Below are 17,115 nucleotides of genomic sequence, written 5' to 3'. Positions count from 1 at the left end.
TTTATAAAAATGTAGGAGGAAACTAAATGGTAAGAATAACTGATGATATTTTATATAGAGTTGAGAAGCCATCTAGATATGTAGGTGGAGAACTTAATGAAGTGATAAAAGACCCAAAAGAAGTTGATATAAGATTTGGATTTTGCTTCCCAGATGTTTATGAAGTAGGGATGTCTCACTTAGGATCAAGAATTTTATATCATGTTTTAAATCAAAGAAAAGATACATATTGTGAAAGAGTATATGCTCCATGGCCAGACATGGAAAAGCTTATGAGAGAAAATAATATTCCTTTATACGCTTTAGAAACTAAAGATCCTATAAATGAATTCAACTTTTTAGCATTTACTCTTCAATACGAAATGAGTTATACAAATATATTAAATATGCTAAACATGGGTGGAATTCCACTTAGAGCATCAGAAAGAACAGAGAAGGATCCTTTAGTAATAGCTGGTGGACCTTGTGCATATAATCCAGAGCCTTTATATGATATAGTTGACATATTCCAATTAGGTGAAGGTGAAGAAGGATTAAATGATCTTTTAGATCTTTATCAAAAACATAAAGATAACTTTAACAAGGAAGCTTATTTAAGAGAAGCTAGTCATATTCCAAGTGTTTATATTCCATCATTATATGATGTTACATACAACGAAGACGGAACAATAAAAGAATTTATACCTAAGTACGATGATGTACCTAAAAAGGTTAAAAAGAGAATCATAAATAACTTTGACCAAGTTGATTTCCCAGAAAGTTTAATAGTACCTTATAGTGAAATAGTTCATGACAGAGTTGTTTTAGAATTATTTAGAGGATGTACTAATGGATGTAGATTCTGTCAAGCTGGAATGATATACAGACCAGTTAGAGAAAAGAGCAGAAAAACTTTATTAGATCAAGCTAGAAAAATGCTTAAAGCTACAGGATATGATGAGGTTTCATTAGTTTCACTAAGTACTTGTGATTATTCTGATATTCAAGGCTTGGTAAAAGATCTTATAGAAGAGCACGGAAAAAATAATGTAAGTGTTGCCTTACCATCAATAAGAGTAGATGCTTTCTCAGTTGATCTATTAAAAGAAATTCAAAAGGTTAGAAAAACTGGTTTAACTTTTGCGCCAGAGGCTGGTTCTCAAAGAATGAGAGATGTTATAAATAAAGGATTATCAGAGGAAAGAATATTAGAAGCAGCTAAAAATGCTTTTGAATCAGGGTGGAGTACAATAAAATTATACTTTATACTTGGAGTTCCTTATGAAACAGTTGAGGATGCTGCAGAAATAGGATTATTAGCAGAAAAAATAGCTGATCAATACTTTGCTGTACCTAAACATATAAGAAATAAAGGACTTAGAATTACTGTAAGTACTTCTATTCTTGTACCAAAACCATTTACACCATTCCAATGGGCACCAATGGAAAAAATGGACATTGTAACTGAGAAAATCAATGCTGTTAAAGGTGCTATAAAATCAAGAAGCATAGTTTATAACTATCATGAGCAAAAAACATCATATATGGAAGCTGTTTTAGCTAGAGGAGATAGAAGACTTTGTGATGTATTAATAAAAGCTTACGAAAAAGGTGCTAAATTCGACGGATGGTCAGAATACTTTGACTTTGAATTATGGCAAGAAGCTTTAGCTGAGTGTAATGTAGATGGAGATTTCTATGTTTACAGACAAAGAAGCTACGATGAAATTTTACCATGGGATTTCATAGATATTGGAGTAACAAGAAAATATCTTGAAAGAGAAAATGAAAAAGCTAAAACTGGTGAACCTACTCAAAACTGTAGAAAAGGATGTACAGGTTGTGGAGTAAATGTAAACTTTAAAGATGGGGAGTGTTTTGAAGGTGCGATACTTAATTAAATTTACTAAAGATGCAGATATAAAATTTGTTTCTCACTTAGATTTAATGAGAACAATTCAAAGAATAGTAAGAAGAGCTGAGCTTCCAGTTGAATATTCAAAAGGATTTAACCCTCATATGGCCTTAGCAATAGCACAACCTTTATCAGTTGGTGTATATTCTGAGGGAGATTATCTAGACTTAAATTTAACTGAAGATATGAATGAAGAGGCAGTAAAAGAAAAGTTAAATGAATTCTCAGCAAATGGTATTAGATTTTTAGAAGTTTCAAAGAGTCCAGTTATACACAATGTTAAGAGATTACCAGCAGCTATGGCTCTTTTAGATGCTGCAAATTATACAATAAAAATAAGATATAATGATATTTCTAAGGCTGAAGAAGAAGTTAATGCTTTAATGGCTCAAAAAGAAATAATAACAATAAAAAGAACTAAAAAAGGTGAAAAAGAAGCGGATATAAAACCATTTATAAAAGATTTTAAATGTTGGACTAAGGACAATTATTTAATTGTAAATACAACTATAAGCTGTGGAAGTAGAGAAAATCTTTCAGCAGATCTTTTAGCAAATGTTATAAAAGAAAATACATCAAATGTTAATGAAGAAGCTTTCGTAGAAATAAAAAGAGTTGAGATGTATGCATACAAAGGGGATACATTAGTTCCTCTATATAAATACATCTAAATTAGGAAGTGAATTCATGAGAGATATATACGTAGAAAGAAGAGAAAATTTATTAAGGGTTGCCATAAAGAAAAATAATCTTTTAAGTGAGTGCTATATAGAAGAAGAAAGTCTAGAACCTGTTCAAGGAGAGATATATAAAGGCATAGTTAAAAGAGTAGTTCCAGGAATAAAGAGTGCCTTTATAGATATTGGGTATAGTAAACAGGCCTATATGATACTTGGAGAAGAGGAAAAAGATCTAAAACAAGGAGATGGAATAATTGTTGAAGTATTAAAAGAGCAATTTGGAAGTAAAGGGGCAAAAGTTACTTCAAAAATATCTTTAGCAGGAAGATATTGTGTTTTAGAAACTTCAAGAAATGATATTTCAATTTCAAGAAAAATAGAAGATCTAGAGTTTAAAAAAGAACTTGAAAATTCATTGATAAAACCAAGTGAATTAGGGGTTACTGTTAGGACAAAAGCCCAATCAGCTAGTATTTTTGAGATTCAAGAAGAAATAGAAGAACTATATAGAAACTATAAAGAGGTTATTAGAGAAGGTAAATTCTCCTTAAATCCAAAAAGATTATTGGGTAAAGGAGACCTTATTAATAAGATAATTAGAGATGACATTGATGCTTATACTTCTTCAATAATTGTTGATTCTATAGAAGATTACGAAAGAATAAAAGATAGTATTTCTAATTCTGAATATTTAAAAGTAATTCTTTATGATGATGCTAGAAGTCTTTTTGATTATTATGGTATTGAAAAAGAAATTCTTAGCCTTAGAAATAATAGAGTTAATTTAAATTGTGGTGGAGACATAGTTATAGAAAAAACAGAGGCTATGTATGTTATAGATGTCAATTCAGGTAAGAATACAAATCATAAAAATAAAGAAAAAACTGCCTATGAAACTAATAAAAATGCGGCAATAGAAATTGCTAGACAAATTAAAATTAGAAATTTAGGTGGAATAATATTAGTTGATTTTATAGATATGTATTCACAGGAAAACAAGAAAAAAATATTAGAAATATTAAAAGATGAATTTAAAAGTGATAGCCAAAGAGCTAAAATTTTTCCTTTTACAGAACTTGGATTGGTACAAATAACAAGATATAGAAAAGGAAAAAGTATTTATGAATATATAGAAGAAAATTGCTTAGCATGTAATGGTCATGGAAAGAGATTAAAGTTATCTTATATAAATCTTCTTTTAAGAAATGAGATTTTGAAGAAAAATGGAGAAGGAAAGATAAAAGATTTCCATATAGAAATAAACTCTATTTATGAAAAAGATATTAGAGGAAATATTTTTGAGTTTTTAAAAGAAATTGGAGCATTAGATTTAAATATTTACTTGAATTTTCAAGAATCTAAAGACTTTTATAAAGTAGAACCATTGATCTTTAAAAATCAAATAGAAAGCGTAAAAGAGTATTTGGTGAAGAATATCGAAAAATATTAAATTTAGCTTTACAAAAGGCTTTAGCTATGATAGAATGGCTTTTGTAAACCGCTCACGAATAGGTTTTAAAAATAACTTTAATTAGTTTACCTTAAGTGGCGAGACCGTTATGAGGAGGTGTTTTAATGTACGCAGTATTAACTACAGGAGGAAAACAATACAGAGTTCAAGAAGGAGACGTATTATTCGTTGAAAAACTTAACGCTGAAGTTGACTCAACAGTTGAATTAACAGAAGTTCTTGCAGTCGCTAAAGACGGAGAAATCAAAGTTGGTGCACCAGTAGTTGAGGGTGCTAAGGTTGTAGCAAAAGTATTAGCTCAAGGAAAAGCTAAGAAAGTTGTTGTATTCAAATACAAAAGAAAGAAAGACTACAGAAGAAAAAATGGTCACAGACAACCTTACACTAAGATCGTTATCGAAAAGATCGAAGCTTAATTTTCTGATATGATTAGAGTTAAATTTCAATCAAAAGAAGATAACATAATTTCCTTCACTATTAAAGGACACGCAATGGAATGCAGAGATGCTATTCTAGCTGGAGAGGCGTACGATATGATATGTAATTCCGTATCAGTATTATCTCAAAGTGCAATCATTGGTTTAGATGAGGTTTTAAAACTTAATGTAAACTATGAAATGAGTGATGGATATTTAAAACTAGATCTAAATGGGTTTAATCATGAAGAGATAGTTGAAGCTCAAGTTTTACTTAAAACTTTTGAAATGAGCTTAGCGAGTCTAGTCCTAGGGCTGGATAGCAGTTTAGGAAAGAAAACGCGTTGTAAATATATAGAGATAATAAAAGAGGAGGTGTAGACTATGTTAAAAATGAACCTTCAATTATTTGCACATAAAAAAGGGGTTGGTAGCTCAAAGAACGGTAGAGATTCTGAAGCTAAAAGACTTGGTGTTAAATGTGCAGATGGACAATTCGTTCTTGCTGGAAACATCTTAGTAAGACAAAGAGGAACAAAGATTCATCCAGGTGCTAACGTAGGTAAAGGTGGAGACGATACTTTATTCGCTAAGATCGATGGTGTTGTTAAATACGAAAGACTTGGAAGAGACAAGAAAAAAGCTTCTGTTTACCCAGTAAACGTAGAAGAAGTTATAGCTGAATAATATATTTAGTTTTATAAAAGCACCCTTACTTAGGGTGCTTTTTGATTAATAATAAAAAAATTAACCATATGAGAACATAGCATTAAAAAAGCTGTGTTTTTATATTAAAGTAAGGTTATAATATACTAAAAAGGAACATTTTATAGAGAAAGCAAGGTGAGAAAACATGTTTATAGATACGGCCAAGATATTTGTGAAATCTGGAGATGGTGGTCATGGTTCTGTTTCTTTTAGAAGAGAAAAATACGTTCCACTTGGTGGACCAGATGGTGGAGATGGTGGAAAAGGTGGAGATGTTACTTTTGTAGTAGATCCAGGAATGACAACTCTTTTAGATTTCAAATATAAGAGAAAATTCGTAGCAGGCAGAGGACAGGACGGTCAAGGTTCTAAATGTTACGGAAGAGATGGTGAAAATTTAACAATAAAGGTTCCAATGGGAACTATAATAAGAGATGTTGAAACTAATAAGGTAATGGCAGACCTTTCTCATAGAGATGATACATATACAATCTGTAGAGGTGGAAAAGGTGGTAAGGGAAATTGTAAGTTCTGTACACCTACAAGACAGGCGCCAACTTTTGCTGAGCCAGGAATGCCAGGGGAAGAAAGATGGGTTGCTTTAGAATTAAAACTATTAGCAGACGTAGGACTTTTAGGATTCCCTAACGTTGGAAAATCAACATTACTTTCAGTGGTAACTAAGGCTAAACCAAAGATAGCTAACTATCACTTCACAACTTTAAAACCTAATTTAGGAGTTGTTGCTGTACCAGGAATAGAGCCATTTGTTATGGCAGACGTACCAGGTATTATAGAAGGAGCTTCAGAGGGTGTAGGTCTTGGATTAGACTTCTTAAGACATATAGAAAGAACAAGACTTTTAATACACGTTGTTGATATTTCAGGAGTTGAAGGAAGAGACGCAGTTGAAGACTTCAAGAGAATCAACGAAGAATTAAAGAACTACAGTGTTAAACTTTGGGATAGACCTCAAATAGTAGTAGCAAATAAATGCGATATGTTATTTGATGAAGAAATTTTTGAAAACTTCAAAGCTGAAGTTAATAAAATGGGATTTGATAAGGTATTTAAAATGTCAGCAGCTACTTCACAAGGAGTAGAGGAAGTAATAAAAGAAGCAGCTAGAATGCTTAAAGATATTCCTGTTACTGATTTAGAAATCCCAGAAGATGAAAGATTCATTCCAGAGGATAAGAAGTTTACATATACTATAAATCCAATAGAAGAAGATGGATTAAAGGTTTATGTAGTAGAAGGTTCATTTGTAGACAGATTATTATTAGCTGTTAATGTAAATGATCCTGATTCATTAAGATATTTCCATAAGGTTCTTAATAATAAAGGAATATTCCATGAGTTAAGAGAAATGGGAATAGAAGATGGAGATATGGTAAGATTAAACGACTTTGAGTTTGAATACTTACTATAATTAATGGAGGATAAATAATGATAACAACAAAACAAAGAGCATATTTAAGAGGATTAGGTGCTAAATTAACTCCTATATTTCAAATAGGTAAAAATGGAATAGAAGATAACTTTTTAAAGCAAGTTGATGATGCTTTAGAAGCAAGAGAAATTTTAAAAATAAATGTTCTTGAAAATAGTGGATTAGAGACAAGAGAAGCTTCAAATTTCATCTGTGAAAGATTAGGATGTGAAGGGGTTCAATCTATAGGAAACAAAATAGTTCTTTACAGAGCATCAAAAAATAATCCTAAGATAGAATTACCTAAAAAAGGGAAGTAATATGAAAAAAATAGGAGTATTTGGTGGAACTTTTGACCCGATACACATAGGCCATATTTATATAGCTTATGAAGCCTATAAAATATTAGAACTAGATGAAGTTATATTCATGCCAGCAGGCAATCCACCTCATAAGAAGTGGAAAGATATAACTGATGAAATAATTAGATATGAAATGGTTAAAAAAGCTATAGAGCCATATAGCTTTTTTTCCATAAATAACTATGAAATAGAGAAAAAAGGATTGAGCTTTACTTATGAAACTTTAAGATATTTACATGAAAGTTTTAAAGAAGTAGAGCTCTATTTCATAACCGGAGCAGATTGTCTTATAAACCTAAATTCATGGAAAAATATAAATGAAATTTTTAAATTTAGTAATTTAGTGGTTTTTAATAGACCTGGATTTGATAAAAATGATTTATTAAAGAGGAAAGAAGAGTTTGATAGAGAATATTGTACTAATATAGTATATTTAGATTTACTTAATATAGAGATAAGTTCTACTCTTATAAGAGAAAGAGTTCATGATTCTCTAGAAGTTAAATTCTTTTTGCCGCCAGGTGTAGTGGATATAATAGATAAATATAATTTGTATAGGAGAGAGTAACTATGTGGTCATTAGAGGAAATAAATAATTATGTTAAAGAGACTATTAAGGGAAGTAGATACTCACATACTTTAGGGGTTGTTGAAACTGCTAAAGAACTTGCTAAAATAAATGGAGAAGATATACAAAAGGCAGAATTAGCTGCATTAATTCATGATGTAGCAAAATATATTCCTGTAGATGAACAAGTAAAAATATTAGAAGAGCATGGTTATGAACTAGATGAAATAACCTTAAAATCACCTCAAGTTTTACATGGATTTGTTGGTGCCATAGTAGCTAAAGAAAAGTTTGGAATAGAGGATGAAATGGTTTTAGATGCTGTGAAATATCATACTTTAGCCAAAAAAGATATGAGTACTCTAGAAAAAATAATATATATAGCTGACTATATTGAGCCAGGTAGAGATTTCCCAGGGGTTGAAGAATTAAGAGAAATAACAAGAGAAGATTTAGATAAAGGAGTATTAAAAGGCTTAGAAAATACAATTTTATTTGTAATAAAACAAGGCAATTTAATACATCCCTTAACTATAGAAGCAAGAAATTTCTTAATAATGCAAGAAAAATAATCAAATAATTGGAGAGGGTTATATGGGGAATGAAGAAAATAGATTTGAAAAAAGACAAGATAAGAAAAATATCAATAAAAAAAGCTTGGTAAAAAGAATAATTTTAGGTGCTTTAGCTTTTATTCTTATTTTTTTTATAAGTATTTTTGGATATTTTTATTTTAAATATGGCAGTTTTTTAGGGGAAGTTTTTAATATAGTTAAAGACGTAAAACAGGATGTAATAAAGGTTGAAGAGCCAATTAATGTACTCTTATTAGGAATGGATATTGGTGATACAAGTGATGTATCAAATAAAGATGCTAAAAGAACAGATACCATAATTCTAGCAAACTTTGATCCTATAACAAAAGAGGCTAAGTTAATATCTATACCTAGAGATACTAGAGTAAAAATTGGAGGAAAGTCTCAAAAAATAAATGCTGCTTACCCAATTGGGGGAGAAAAGCTTGTTAAACAGCTTGTTGGAAATATATTAGGGGTTAAGGTTGATTATGTTGTTAAAGTTGATTATGAAGGCTTTAGAGGCATAATAGATGCCATTGGTGGAATTGATATGTATATAGAGCAGGATATGAACTATGACGATCCAGGGCAGGATTTACACATACATTTCAACAAGGGAGAAACTGTACACCTAGATGGTAAAAAAGCTGAAGAGTTTTTTAGATGGAGAAAAAATAATGATGGTACAGGATTAGTAAATGGAGATGTTGATAGAATAAAAAATCAACAAAAGTTTATAAATGCTGTAATAGATAAGGTTTTATCAGTATCTACCATAACAAAGATAGATAGTATAGCAGAGATTTTAAATAAAAATATAGAAACTAATATTCCTTTAGATGTTACTGTTGCATATGGACTTAAAGGATTAGAGACTGATAAGAATAATATAAAAATGATGACTTTACCTGGAGAAGGTAAATATGTTGGAAATGTTTCTTATTATATTCCTGATGAAAAGGCTACTAAAGAATTAAGAAGTCAATTAAACAGTAGTAATTTAAGTGGAAGAAAAAATGTTATTCCTAGTGCTGCTAGAGGAGATTTATCCATAAAAGTTTTAAATTGCACAAAAATAAATGGCTTAGCTGCAAATGTACAAAAACAATTAAATGAAAACGGATATGATAAAGTTGATGTTGGAAATGGAGATCCAAGAGAAAAATCAGAGATTTTGATAAAGGATGAAAGTTCTAGAGCTTTTATGGAAAATGATTTAAAGATAGAGAATATTAAAAAGGGCATTTCATCTAAGTATGATGGAAATGGAACTTATGATGTAGTAATATTACTAGGAAAAGACTTTAAAAATTTCGGAGAGATGAAATGAGTATTTTAGAAAGTAAAATAACTAAAGAGTATGATAAAAGAAAAATAAGAGAGTTTTTAAAAGAAGAGTTAGGATTATCTTCAAGATTAATAAGAAGTGCAGCCATAGACAAGAGAATTAAGGTAGATGGTGTTGCTGTAAAGATGAACTATGTTGTTAAAACTGGTGAAGAGATAAAAATCGAGCTTTCAAAAAAGGAATCTCAAAATATTGAACCAGAAAAAATGGATATAGAAATAGTTTATGAGGATAGTGACATATTAGTTTTAAATAAGAAACCTTTTATGGTTGTACATCCTACAAGAAGCCATCCTAATGGAACCTTAGCTAATGGTATATTATATTACTTTAAAGAGAGTAATCAAGATTGTATAGTTAGACTAGTTAGTAGATTAGATATGAATACTTCAGGACTTATAATCATAGGTAAAAATCAATATGCTCATATGGTTTTATCTAATGAAATGAAAACTGATAAATTTCAAAAAAGATATTTAGCTATAGTTCATGGAAATTTAGAAGAAAAAGAAGGAACTATCAATAGACCAATTTATAGACCAGCAGAGGATACTATAAAAAGGGTTGTAGATGAAAGAGGGCAAGAGAGCATAACTCACTACAAGGTTATAGAAAGTTATAAGGGTGCTGATTTAGTTGAATGTTTACTAGAAACAGGAAGAACACATCAGATAAGAGTGCATCTAAGCAGTTTAGGTCATCCTATATTTGGAGATTCTTTATATGGAACAGAGGATGAAGAGTTTATATCAAGACAGGCACTGCATGCTTATGGATTAGATTTTTATAGTCCAAAGACAAAGAAGCCTTTAAGCTTAAGGGCAGATCTTCCAGAGGATATGAAAGAGTTAATAAATAAATTAAAAAACAAGTAGTTTTAAGCATTGGCTTAAAACTACTTGTTTTTTAATTATAAAAATATGAATTACGTTTTTTTCTATTTCTTATTCTTTTTATAGTTGATATAAGTCTAATCATAAATAGTATTAAGATTATTAAAAATATTAAACCTATAACACCTAAAGCTATGTAAAATCCACTAAAACCCTTTAATTTAAACATAAGTTTTTCAAAACTTGTATAAGTTATATCATTACTATTTAAAAGATTTAAGGTTTTATAAGGAGTATTTCCAATCATAAGTGTTCCAGTAAAAGAATCAGTATCTTTTAATATGTCAGTACCCCTAGATATAGGTTTAGTTGCTTTTACTGAAAAGTCTATGTTTAAATTTTTCTTTATTTCATCTGTAGATAAGTTCTCTATTTCAGAGTTCTTAAATGTTTTATAAATATCTTCAGGAACTACTAAAGATAAGGTGTTCTTATCATCAATGTAATATTCTTTTACAACATCATTTTTAGAATATAATTTAACTAAAGAAAAATTATCAAAGCCATAATCTAAAAGATTTTTTGTATCTTCATAGTATTGATCCTTAGTGTCATAACCTAGTAGGGTAAGGATTAATTTTCTATCACCCCTTTTAGCTGCACAAGTAAATGTATGCCTTGATTTAGTTGTATATCCTGTTTTGTTACAAAAAATATCTTTATTATAATATGGGCTTGTTTGGTGAATAAGTTGATTATTATTATTTGCCCATATAGGTTCTCCACTTACAATGCTTTTAGGCATTTCATAAACTGTTTTTTTTGTAATTTCATCAATTATTGGATTTTTTGAAGCTACATTCATTATTAGAGCTAGATCATAAGGGGTAGTCATATGATCATCCTCAAAAAGTCCACTAGCATTAACAAAGTGAGTATTTTTAGCTCCTAATTCTTCTGCACGCTCATTCATAAGCTTTGCAAACTTTTCTTCAGAGCCAGAAATATGTTCAGCTAAAGCTACAGCAGCATCATTAGCTGATTGTATTAATAATGCATTAAGCAATTCTTCAACTGTATATTTATCTCCTTCTTGAAGACCAACACGGGTTCCTTCAGCTAAAGGAGGATTCTTTCCTATAGTAACAACATCATTTAAGTTAGCTTTTTCTACTGTAAGTAAAGCTGTCATAGTTTTAGTAGTAGATGCAGGAGCAAGTTTTTCATTAGCATTTTTTTCAGCTAAAACCTCCCCTGTAGTCCCATCCATAAGAACCATTCCTTCACCTTTAATTTCCGGTACATTACTTTCAGCAAAAACATTAGTACTTAAAATTAAAGAGAAGATAAAAGCCATAGATATTATAAAATTAAGTTTTATTTTTAAATTCTTAAACTTTATACTCATAGAGCCTCCAAAATTTTTAATTTTAATTGCAATAATTATTATAACAATAATAGAGTATATTTTCTATAAATTTGTATTAATTTGGTACTCAAAAATGGAGAAATTGTCAATAATGTTAAAGAAATATTAGAATTTATTGCTTTGAAACTTTAATTTTTTAATAAACCTTAAAGAATTATATAATATGGAGGGTTCATGAAGAGAAAAGAAAAAATTATAGGTAGTTTAATAATTGCTATAATAGCCATTTTGTTTTTATTTATTGGTTACTCAAAGACAAATGATAAAAAAATAAGTGATAGTGATATGGAAAAACTATTTTTAGATATAGAGGAATCAGAAGAGAATAATGAATTAGAAAAGTTTAATGAAAAAGAATCAGATTCGAAGAAAGAAGAGAGTAATAATATTAAAGAAGAAAAAGTTAGTGATATAGAAAGTGAAAAAGAAGAAAAAGAAACTAGCTTAGGTGAAGAAAAAATAGTTGTAGAGATTAAGGGCGAGGTAAAAAAGCCTAATGTCTATGAATTAAAAAATGGAAGTAGAATTTATGAGCTTATAGAAGAAGCAGGAGGACCAACTGATGAAGCAGATTTAAGTAATATAAATAGAGCTTTATATTTAAGTGACGGACAATGTATAGTGATTAAAAATATAAATGATGTTGAAAGTGAAGAGGCAAATTTAAATGAAAGTTTAAATACTGAAGTTGCTAATAGTATTCCTGCTAATTCATCAGGTGACAAAGGTGAGAAAAATGAAAGTTCAATTATAAATATAAATACTGCCTCTAAAGAAACACTTATGACCTTAAATGGAATAGGAGAAAGTAAGGCACAGGCCATAATAGATTATAGAGATGAAATTGGCGGATTTAAAAGTGTTGATGATATTACAAATGTAAGTGGTATAGGAGAAAAAACATTAGAGAAGATAAAAGATAAAATTTCTATAAAGTAATATGATATAATGAATATTATTATTTAGAAAAGAGGTGGAGTTTTATGATAGAAAAAAGACTAACTGAGCTATCAAAGACTTCTGGCTGAGCAGCCAAAATAGGGCCGGGGGCTCTTTCAGAAATTTTAAGTAAATTACCAAAGATGAATGATAAAAATTTGATTGTTGGAATAGATACATCTGATGATGCGGCAGTATATAAATTAAATGATGAAATGGCAACAATACAAACATTAGATTTCTTTACTCCAATAGTAGATGATCCATATACCTTTGGACAGATAGCTGCAGCAAACTCCTTAAGTGATGTTTATGCCATGGGAGGAAAGCCTATAGTGGCATTAAATATAGTTTGTTTTCCTAATTGCTTAAATATGAATATATTAGGTGAAATATTAAGAGGGGGAGCAGATAAGGTATTAGAGGCTGGAGCTGTAATAGTTGGAGGACATACCGTTCAAGATGATGAACCTAAATATGGTTTATCTGTTACAGGAATTGTTCACCCAGATAAAGTTCTTAAAAACTATGGATCAGAGACAGGTGATATTTTAATATTAACTAAACCAATTGGTCTTGGAATAATAAATACAGCTATTAAGGCTAAGATAGCTTCTAAGGAAGCTTATGAAAAAGCAGTAAAAGTAATGGCATATTTAAATAAGTATGCAGGTGAAATAATAACTGACTATAATATAACATCATGTACGGATATAACAGGATTTTCACTAATAGGGCATGCATATGAAATGGCAGAACCATCTAAAAAAACCTTTAGAATCTTTAAAGATGCAATTCCATTTATTAAAGAAGCTAAAGAATATGCTAGTATGGGATTAATACCAGCTGGGTGTTATGAGAATAAAAGATACTTAGAAGGAAAATATCTTCTAAATAATGTTGAAAGTTGGATGGAAGATATATTATTTGATCCTCAAACATCAGGTGGATTATTAATCAGTTGTAAAGAGAAAGATTACATAGACATACTAACTAGATTAGAAAAGTTAGAGGTAGAAAGTGCTGTTATAGGACGTGTTGAAGATTTCAATGATGCATATATAGTAGTAGAGTAATTTTTAGGAGGATAACATGACAAAAGAACTTCTTAGAGCTTTGCCTAAGATAGATGAAATACTTGGTATTTTTAATGAGGACTTTTTAAATGAAAATGGGAGAGAAACAGTTGTAAGTGCTTTAAGAGATATAATCAATGAAAATAGGAAAGCTATTCTAAATGAAGAGGTAGATTATGCCTTAACTAAGGAAGAAGCTAAGAGTAAATGTGAGCATAGATTACTTAAAAAAAGAGAAAGAAATTTAAAAAGGGTTATTAATGGAACAGGTGTTGTTATTCATACTAATTTAGGAAGATCTTTGTTAAGCAAAGAGGCCACTGAAGCAGTTGCTTTAGCCGCTTCAAGCTATAGCAATCTAGAGTATGATTTAGAAAAGGGAGAAAGAGGATCTAGATACTCCCTTATAGAAGGTATCATAAAAGATATTACAGGAGCTGAGGCAGCCTTAGTGGTAAATAATAATGCAGCGGCCATAATGCTTGTATTAAATTCTCTTTGTGAAAATAAAGAGGTAATTGTTTCTAGAGGGGAACTTGTAGAAATAGGGGGCTCTTTTAGAATTCCAGAAGTTATGAATTTTTCAAGAGCTAAGCTTGTAGAAGTGGGAACAACTAATAGAACACATTTATATGATTATGAGGATGCCATAACAGAAGAAACTGGAGCCTTTCTAAAAGTTCATAGCTCAAACTTTAAAATAGTAGGTTTTACTAAGAGTGTAAGTGCTAATGAGATATGTAACTTAGCAAGGGAAAAGGATATACCTGTAATAGAGGACATTGGAAGTGGTGTTTTAATTGATTTAAGCAAATATGGATTAGAAAAAGAGCCTACAGTAATAGAAAGTTTAGAAGATGGAGTAGATGTTGTAACATTTTCTGGAGATAAGATGCTTGGTGGAGCGCAGGCTGGGATTATTGTAGGTAAAAAGAAATTCATAGATAAAATAAAAAGGAATCAATTAACTAGAGCTCTAAGAGTTGATAAATTTACTTTAGCTGCTTTAGAAATTACTTTAAAACATTATTTAAATGAAAAAGAGGCAATTGAAAAAATACCAACTCTTCATATGATGACTTTAGATTTAAAGGAAATAAAAGAAAGAGCTAATAGACTTTATAAGAATTTAGAAAGATTAAATAAGTTCTATAAGTTTTCTATAGAAGAAGGTGAATCAACAGTTGGTGGAGGTTCAATGCCAGATAGTAAATTAAGTACTTATTTACTTAGAATAGATTCAGATAGCATAAATGAAGTTAATTTAGAAAGAGAGCTAAGAGAATATAAAATACCTATAATAACTAGAGTTTATAAAGGGGCAGTTTATATAGATCTTAGAACAATCTTAGAAGATGATTATGAAGTCATATTTAATGCTTTAAAGGAAATAGGTGAAAAATAGATGAAACATGTGATTATAGGAACATCAGGGCATATAGATCATGGTAAAACAACTCTTATAAAGGCTTTAACAGGTAGGGAAACTGATAAGCTTGATGAAGAAAAGAAAAGAGGTATATCAATTAACTTAGGGTTTACTTTCTTTGATTTGCCTTCAGGAAAAAGAGCAGGCATAATAGATGTTCCAGGGCATGAAAAATTCATCAAAAATATGTTAGCAGGAGCTACATCACTAGATGTAGTTCTTCTAATTATTGCCCTAGATGAAGGAATAATGCCTCAAACAAAGGAACATTTAGAAATATTAGAACTTTTAGAAGTTAAAAAGTGTATAGTTGCTTTAACTAAAAGGGATTTAGTTGATGAAGAATGGGCAGAAATGATAAAAGAAGATATAAAGAATTATTTAAAATCAACTAGTTTTAAAGATGCAACCATGATAGAGGTTTCTTCTAAAACTAAAGAAGGAATTGATGAATTAATAACTGAGATAGATAGTGCAGTAGAAGAAATAGAGCAAAAGGATAAGGAAGGCCATTTTAGACTAGCTGTTGATAGAAGCTTTTCAGTAAGTGGATTTGGAACAGTAGCTACAGGAACTATATTAAGTGGAAGTGTAAAATTAGGCGATTTAGTCCAAATTAATCCAAGTGGAATAGAAGCTAGAGTTAGAAATATTCAAGTTCATGATGAGAATGTTGAAATGGGGGAAGCTGGTCAAAGATGTGCATTAAACTTATCAGGAGTTACTAAAGAGGAAGTAACTAGAGGAATGGTTGTGTGTACTTCTAATACCATTCAGCCATCTTACATGGTAGATTGTAAGTTTAGATACTTAAAGTCTAATGAAAAAAACTTAGTTAATAGACAGAGAGTAAGAATATATCATGGTACATCAGAGATATTTGGAAGAATAGTCCTACTTGATAAAGAAGAGGTAAAGCCTGGTGAAGAGGCATATATACAGTTAAGACTAGAAAGTGAAATATGTGCTCAAAAGGGTGATAACTTAGTTATAAGAAATTATTCTCCTATGACAACCTTAGGTGGAGGTAAAATAATAAATCCCGTAGCAAAAAAAGCTAAAAGGTTTAAAGAGGATTATTTAAATGAACTAAAGCTTATGGAAAAAGGAAGCATAGAGGACATAGTTGAAAATGTAGTACTATCTTTAAGTGAAACCTTCCCAAATTCACAAGAGGTTATAAAAGGATTAGGAAGAAATATAGAAAATATAGATTTTATATTGGAAAAGCTTTGTGAGGATAAGAAAATTATAGGAATAGATAATGGTAAATCAAAAGTATTTATTCATAATAAATTTTTCACTAAAAAGAGTGAAGAAATTTATGAAATTCTAAGAAGATTCCATGAAGAAAATCCATTAAAAGTAGGGATGAATAAAGAAGAACTTAGAAGTAAGAGTTTTTCAAATAAGATTAAGCAAAAAATATTCCAAAGTTTCTTAGAACTTATGAAGGAAAAAGAGATAATAAAGGAAGGGATTAATATAATTTCACTAAAGGATTTTGAGATAAAACTAACAAAAGCTCAAAAGGGGATTAGGGAAAAAATATTAAAAGCTTATTTAGAAAGTGGAATAGTTTCTCCAAAGATAAAAGAGCTCATTGAAGATAAAAAGTTAGAAAAGGAATATATAAAAATATATAACCTTTTAATTGAAGAGGGCACTTTAATTAAACTTCCAGAAGAGGTTGTAATGCACAAAGAGGTATTACAAGGTGTTAAAGAAAAAATAATAGAATGGCTAAATAAAAATGGTTCTATTACTTTAGGAGAAACTAAGGAGCTTTTAGGTGTTTCTAGAAAGTATTTAGTAGCAATTTTAGAGTATTTAGATAATGAAGAAATAACTAAAAGGGTAGAAGATAAGAGAGTTTTAAATTAAATAGAGAGTTCTAAAAGGGAAGTTTGGTCTTATAAGCTTCTCTTTCTTATATTCATAATTAAAATGTA

General features: G+C 29.9%; 17 protein-coding genes. 16 read left to right on the top strand and 1 reads right to left on the bottom strand.

Annotation, left to right across the window (positions count from 1 at the left end):
* Positions 1-26 precede the first annotated feature (26 nt).
* From CPF_RS11640 to CPF_RS11585, 12 genes are all read left to right on the top strand, one after another.
* Positions 27-1,880 carry a TIGR03960 family B12-binding radical SAM protein gene (locus CPF_RS11640; protein WP_004457875.1) on the top strand — a complete coding sequence of 618 codons (1,854 nt, stop codon included), beginning with the start codon at positions 27-29 and terminating at the stop codon, positions 1,878-1,880.
* Entirely contained in the window at positions 1,864-2,565 is a 702-nt protein-coding gene (locus tag CPF_RS11635; RefSeq protein WP_003455013.1) for a TIGR03936 family radical SAM-associated protein, read from the top strand. The genes CPF_RS11640 and CPF_RS11635 overlap by 17 nt, the downstream gene beginning before the upstream one ends.
* Before the next feature lie 16 nt (positions 2,566-2,581).
* The gene (locus tag CPF_RS11630) at positions 2,582-4,024 is read left to right on the top strand and encodes an Rne/Rng family ribonuclease (protein WP_003455169.1); all 1,443 of its coding nucleotides are present in this window, start codon (positions 2,582-2,584) and stop codon (positions 4,022-4,024) included.
* A gap of 125 nt (positions 4,025-4,149) precedes the next feature.
* Positions 4,150-4,461 (top strand): 50S ribosomal protein L21, encoded by a 312-nt coding sequence (rplU, locus tag CPF_RS11625; protein WP_003452389.1) that lies wholly within the window; start codon positions 4,150-4,152, stop codon positions 4,459-4,461.
* A 9-nt stretch (positions 4,462-4,470) separates the two neighbouring features.
* Positions 4,471-4,842: a ribosomal-processing cysteine protease Prp gene (locus CPF_RS11620; RefSeq protein ID WP_003478582.1), complete on the top strand. Its 372-nt coding sequence runs from the start codon at positions 4,471-4,473 to the stop codon at positions 4,840-4,842.
* A gap of 3 nt (positions 4,843-4,845) precedes the next feature.
* The gene (gene rpmA / locus CPF_RS11615; RefSeq protein WP_003454907.1) at positions 4,846-5,148 is read left to right on the top strand and encodes a 50S ribosomal protein L27; all 303 of its coding nucleotides are present in this window, start codon (positions 4,846-4,848) and stop codon (positions 5,146-5,148) included.
* Between the two features lie 166 nt (positions 5,149-5,314).
* Positions 5,315-6,601: a GTPase ObgE gene (gene obgE / locus CPF_RS11610; protein WP_003454769.1), complete on the top strand. Its 1,287-nt coding sequence runs from the start codon at positions 5,315-5,317 to the stop codon at positions 6,599-6,601.
* A gap of 17 nt (positions 6,602-6,618) precedes the next feature.
* Complete coding sequence (yhbY, locus tag CPF_RS11605) at positions 6,619-6,921, top strand: ribosome assembly RNA-binding protein YhbY (protein WP_003453740.1); 303 nt, start codon at positions 6,619-6,621, stop codon at positions 6,919-6,921.
* 1 nt (position 6,922) lies between these two features.
* Positions 6,923-7,531 (top strand): nicotinate-nucleotide adenylyltransferase, encoded by a 609-nt coding sequence (nadD, locus tag CPF_RS11600; RefSeq protein ID WP_003453701.1) that lies wholly within the window; start codon positions 6,923-6,925, stop codon positions 7,529-7,531.
* A 2-nt stretch (positions 7,532-7,533) separates the two neighbouring features.
* Complete coding sequence (gene yqeK, locus CPF_RS11595; RefSeq protein ID WP_003454731.1) at positions 7,534-8,103, top strand: bis(5'-nucleosyl)-tetraphosphatase (symmetrical) YqeK; 570 nt, start codon at positions 7,534-7,536, stop codon at positions 8,101-8,103.
* A 22-nt stretch (positions 8,104-8,125) separates the two neighbouring features.
* Complete coding sequence (locus tag CPF_RS11590) at positions 8,126-9,439, top strand: LCP family protein (protein ID WP_011591057.1); 1,314 nt, start codon at positions 8,126-8,128, stop codon at positions 9,437-9,439.
* Positions 9,436-10,332 carry an RluA family pseudouridine synthase gene (locus tag CPF_RS11585; RefSeq protein ID WP_003455017.1) on the top strand — a complete coding sequence of 299 codons (897 nt, stop codon included), beginning with the start codon at positions 9,436-9,438 and terminating at the stop codon, positions 10,330-10,332. The genes CPF_RS11590 and CPF_RS11585 overlap by 4 nt, the downstream gene beginning before the upstream one ends.
* Positions 10,333-10,363: 31 nt before the next feature.
* Here the strand turns inward: CPF_RS11585 and CPF_RS11580 are convergent, their stop codons facing one another.
* Entirely contained in the window at positions 10,364-11,698 is a 1,335-nt protein-coding gene (locus CPF_RS11580) for a D-alanyl-D-alanine carboxypeptidase family protein (protein WP_003455081.1), read from the bottom strand.
* Positions 11,699-11,893: 195 nt separating this feature from the next.
* Here CPF_RS11580 and CPF_RS11575 point away from each other — a divergent pair, with 195 nt between their 5' ends.
* Genes CPF_RS11575 through selB form a run of 4 tightly spaced genes read left to right on the top strand, consistent with a single transcriptional unit; the run spans position 11,894 to position 17,047 of the window.
* Entirely contained in the window at positions 11,894-12,658 is a 765-nt protein-coding gene (locus tag CPF_RS11575) for a ComEA family DNA-binding protein (RefSeq protein ID WP_003454885.1), read from the top strand.
* A 44-nt stretch (positions 12,659-12,702) separates the two neighbouring features.
* Positions 12,703-13,734 (top strand): selenide, water dikinase SelD, encoded by a 1,032-nt coding sequence (gene selD / locus CPF_RS11570; RefSeq protein ID WP_011591056.1) that lies wholly within the window; start codon positions 12,703-12,705, stop codon positions 13,732-13,734.
* A gap of 16 nt (positions 13,735-13,750) precedes the next feature.
* Complete coding sequence (gene selA, locus CPF_RS11565; protein WP_003455025.1) at positions 13,751-15,139, top strand: L-seryl-tRNA(Sec) selenium transferase; 1,389 nt, start codon at positions 13,751-13,753, stop codon at positions 15,137-15,139.
* The gene (gene selB / locus CPF_RS11560) at positions 15,140-17,047 is read left to right on the top strand and encodes a selenocysteine-specific translation elongation factor (protein ID WP_003454944.1); all 1,908 of its coding nucleotides are present in this window, start codon (positions 15,140-15,142) and stop codon (positions 17,045-17,047) included.
* Positions 17,048-17,115 lie beyond the last annotated feature (68 nt).

The sequence above is a fragment of the Clostridium perfringens ATCC 13124 genome (assembly GCF_000013285.1).
Classification (GTDB): domain Bacteria; phylum Bacillota; class Clostridia; order Clostridiales; family Clostridiaceae; genus Sarcina; species Sarcina perfringens.
Note: the sequence above shows the minus strand (reverse complement) of the source record. Positions and strands in the feature narration are given on the sequence as shown.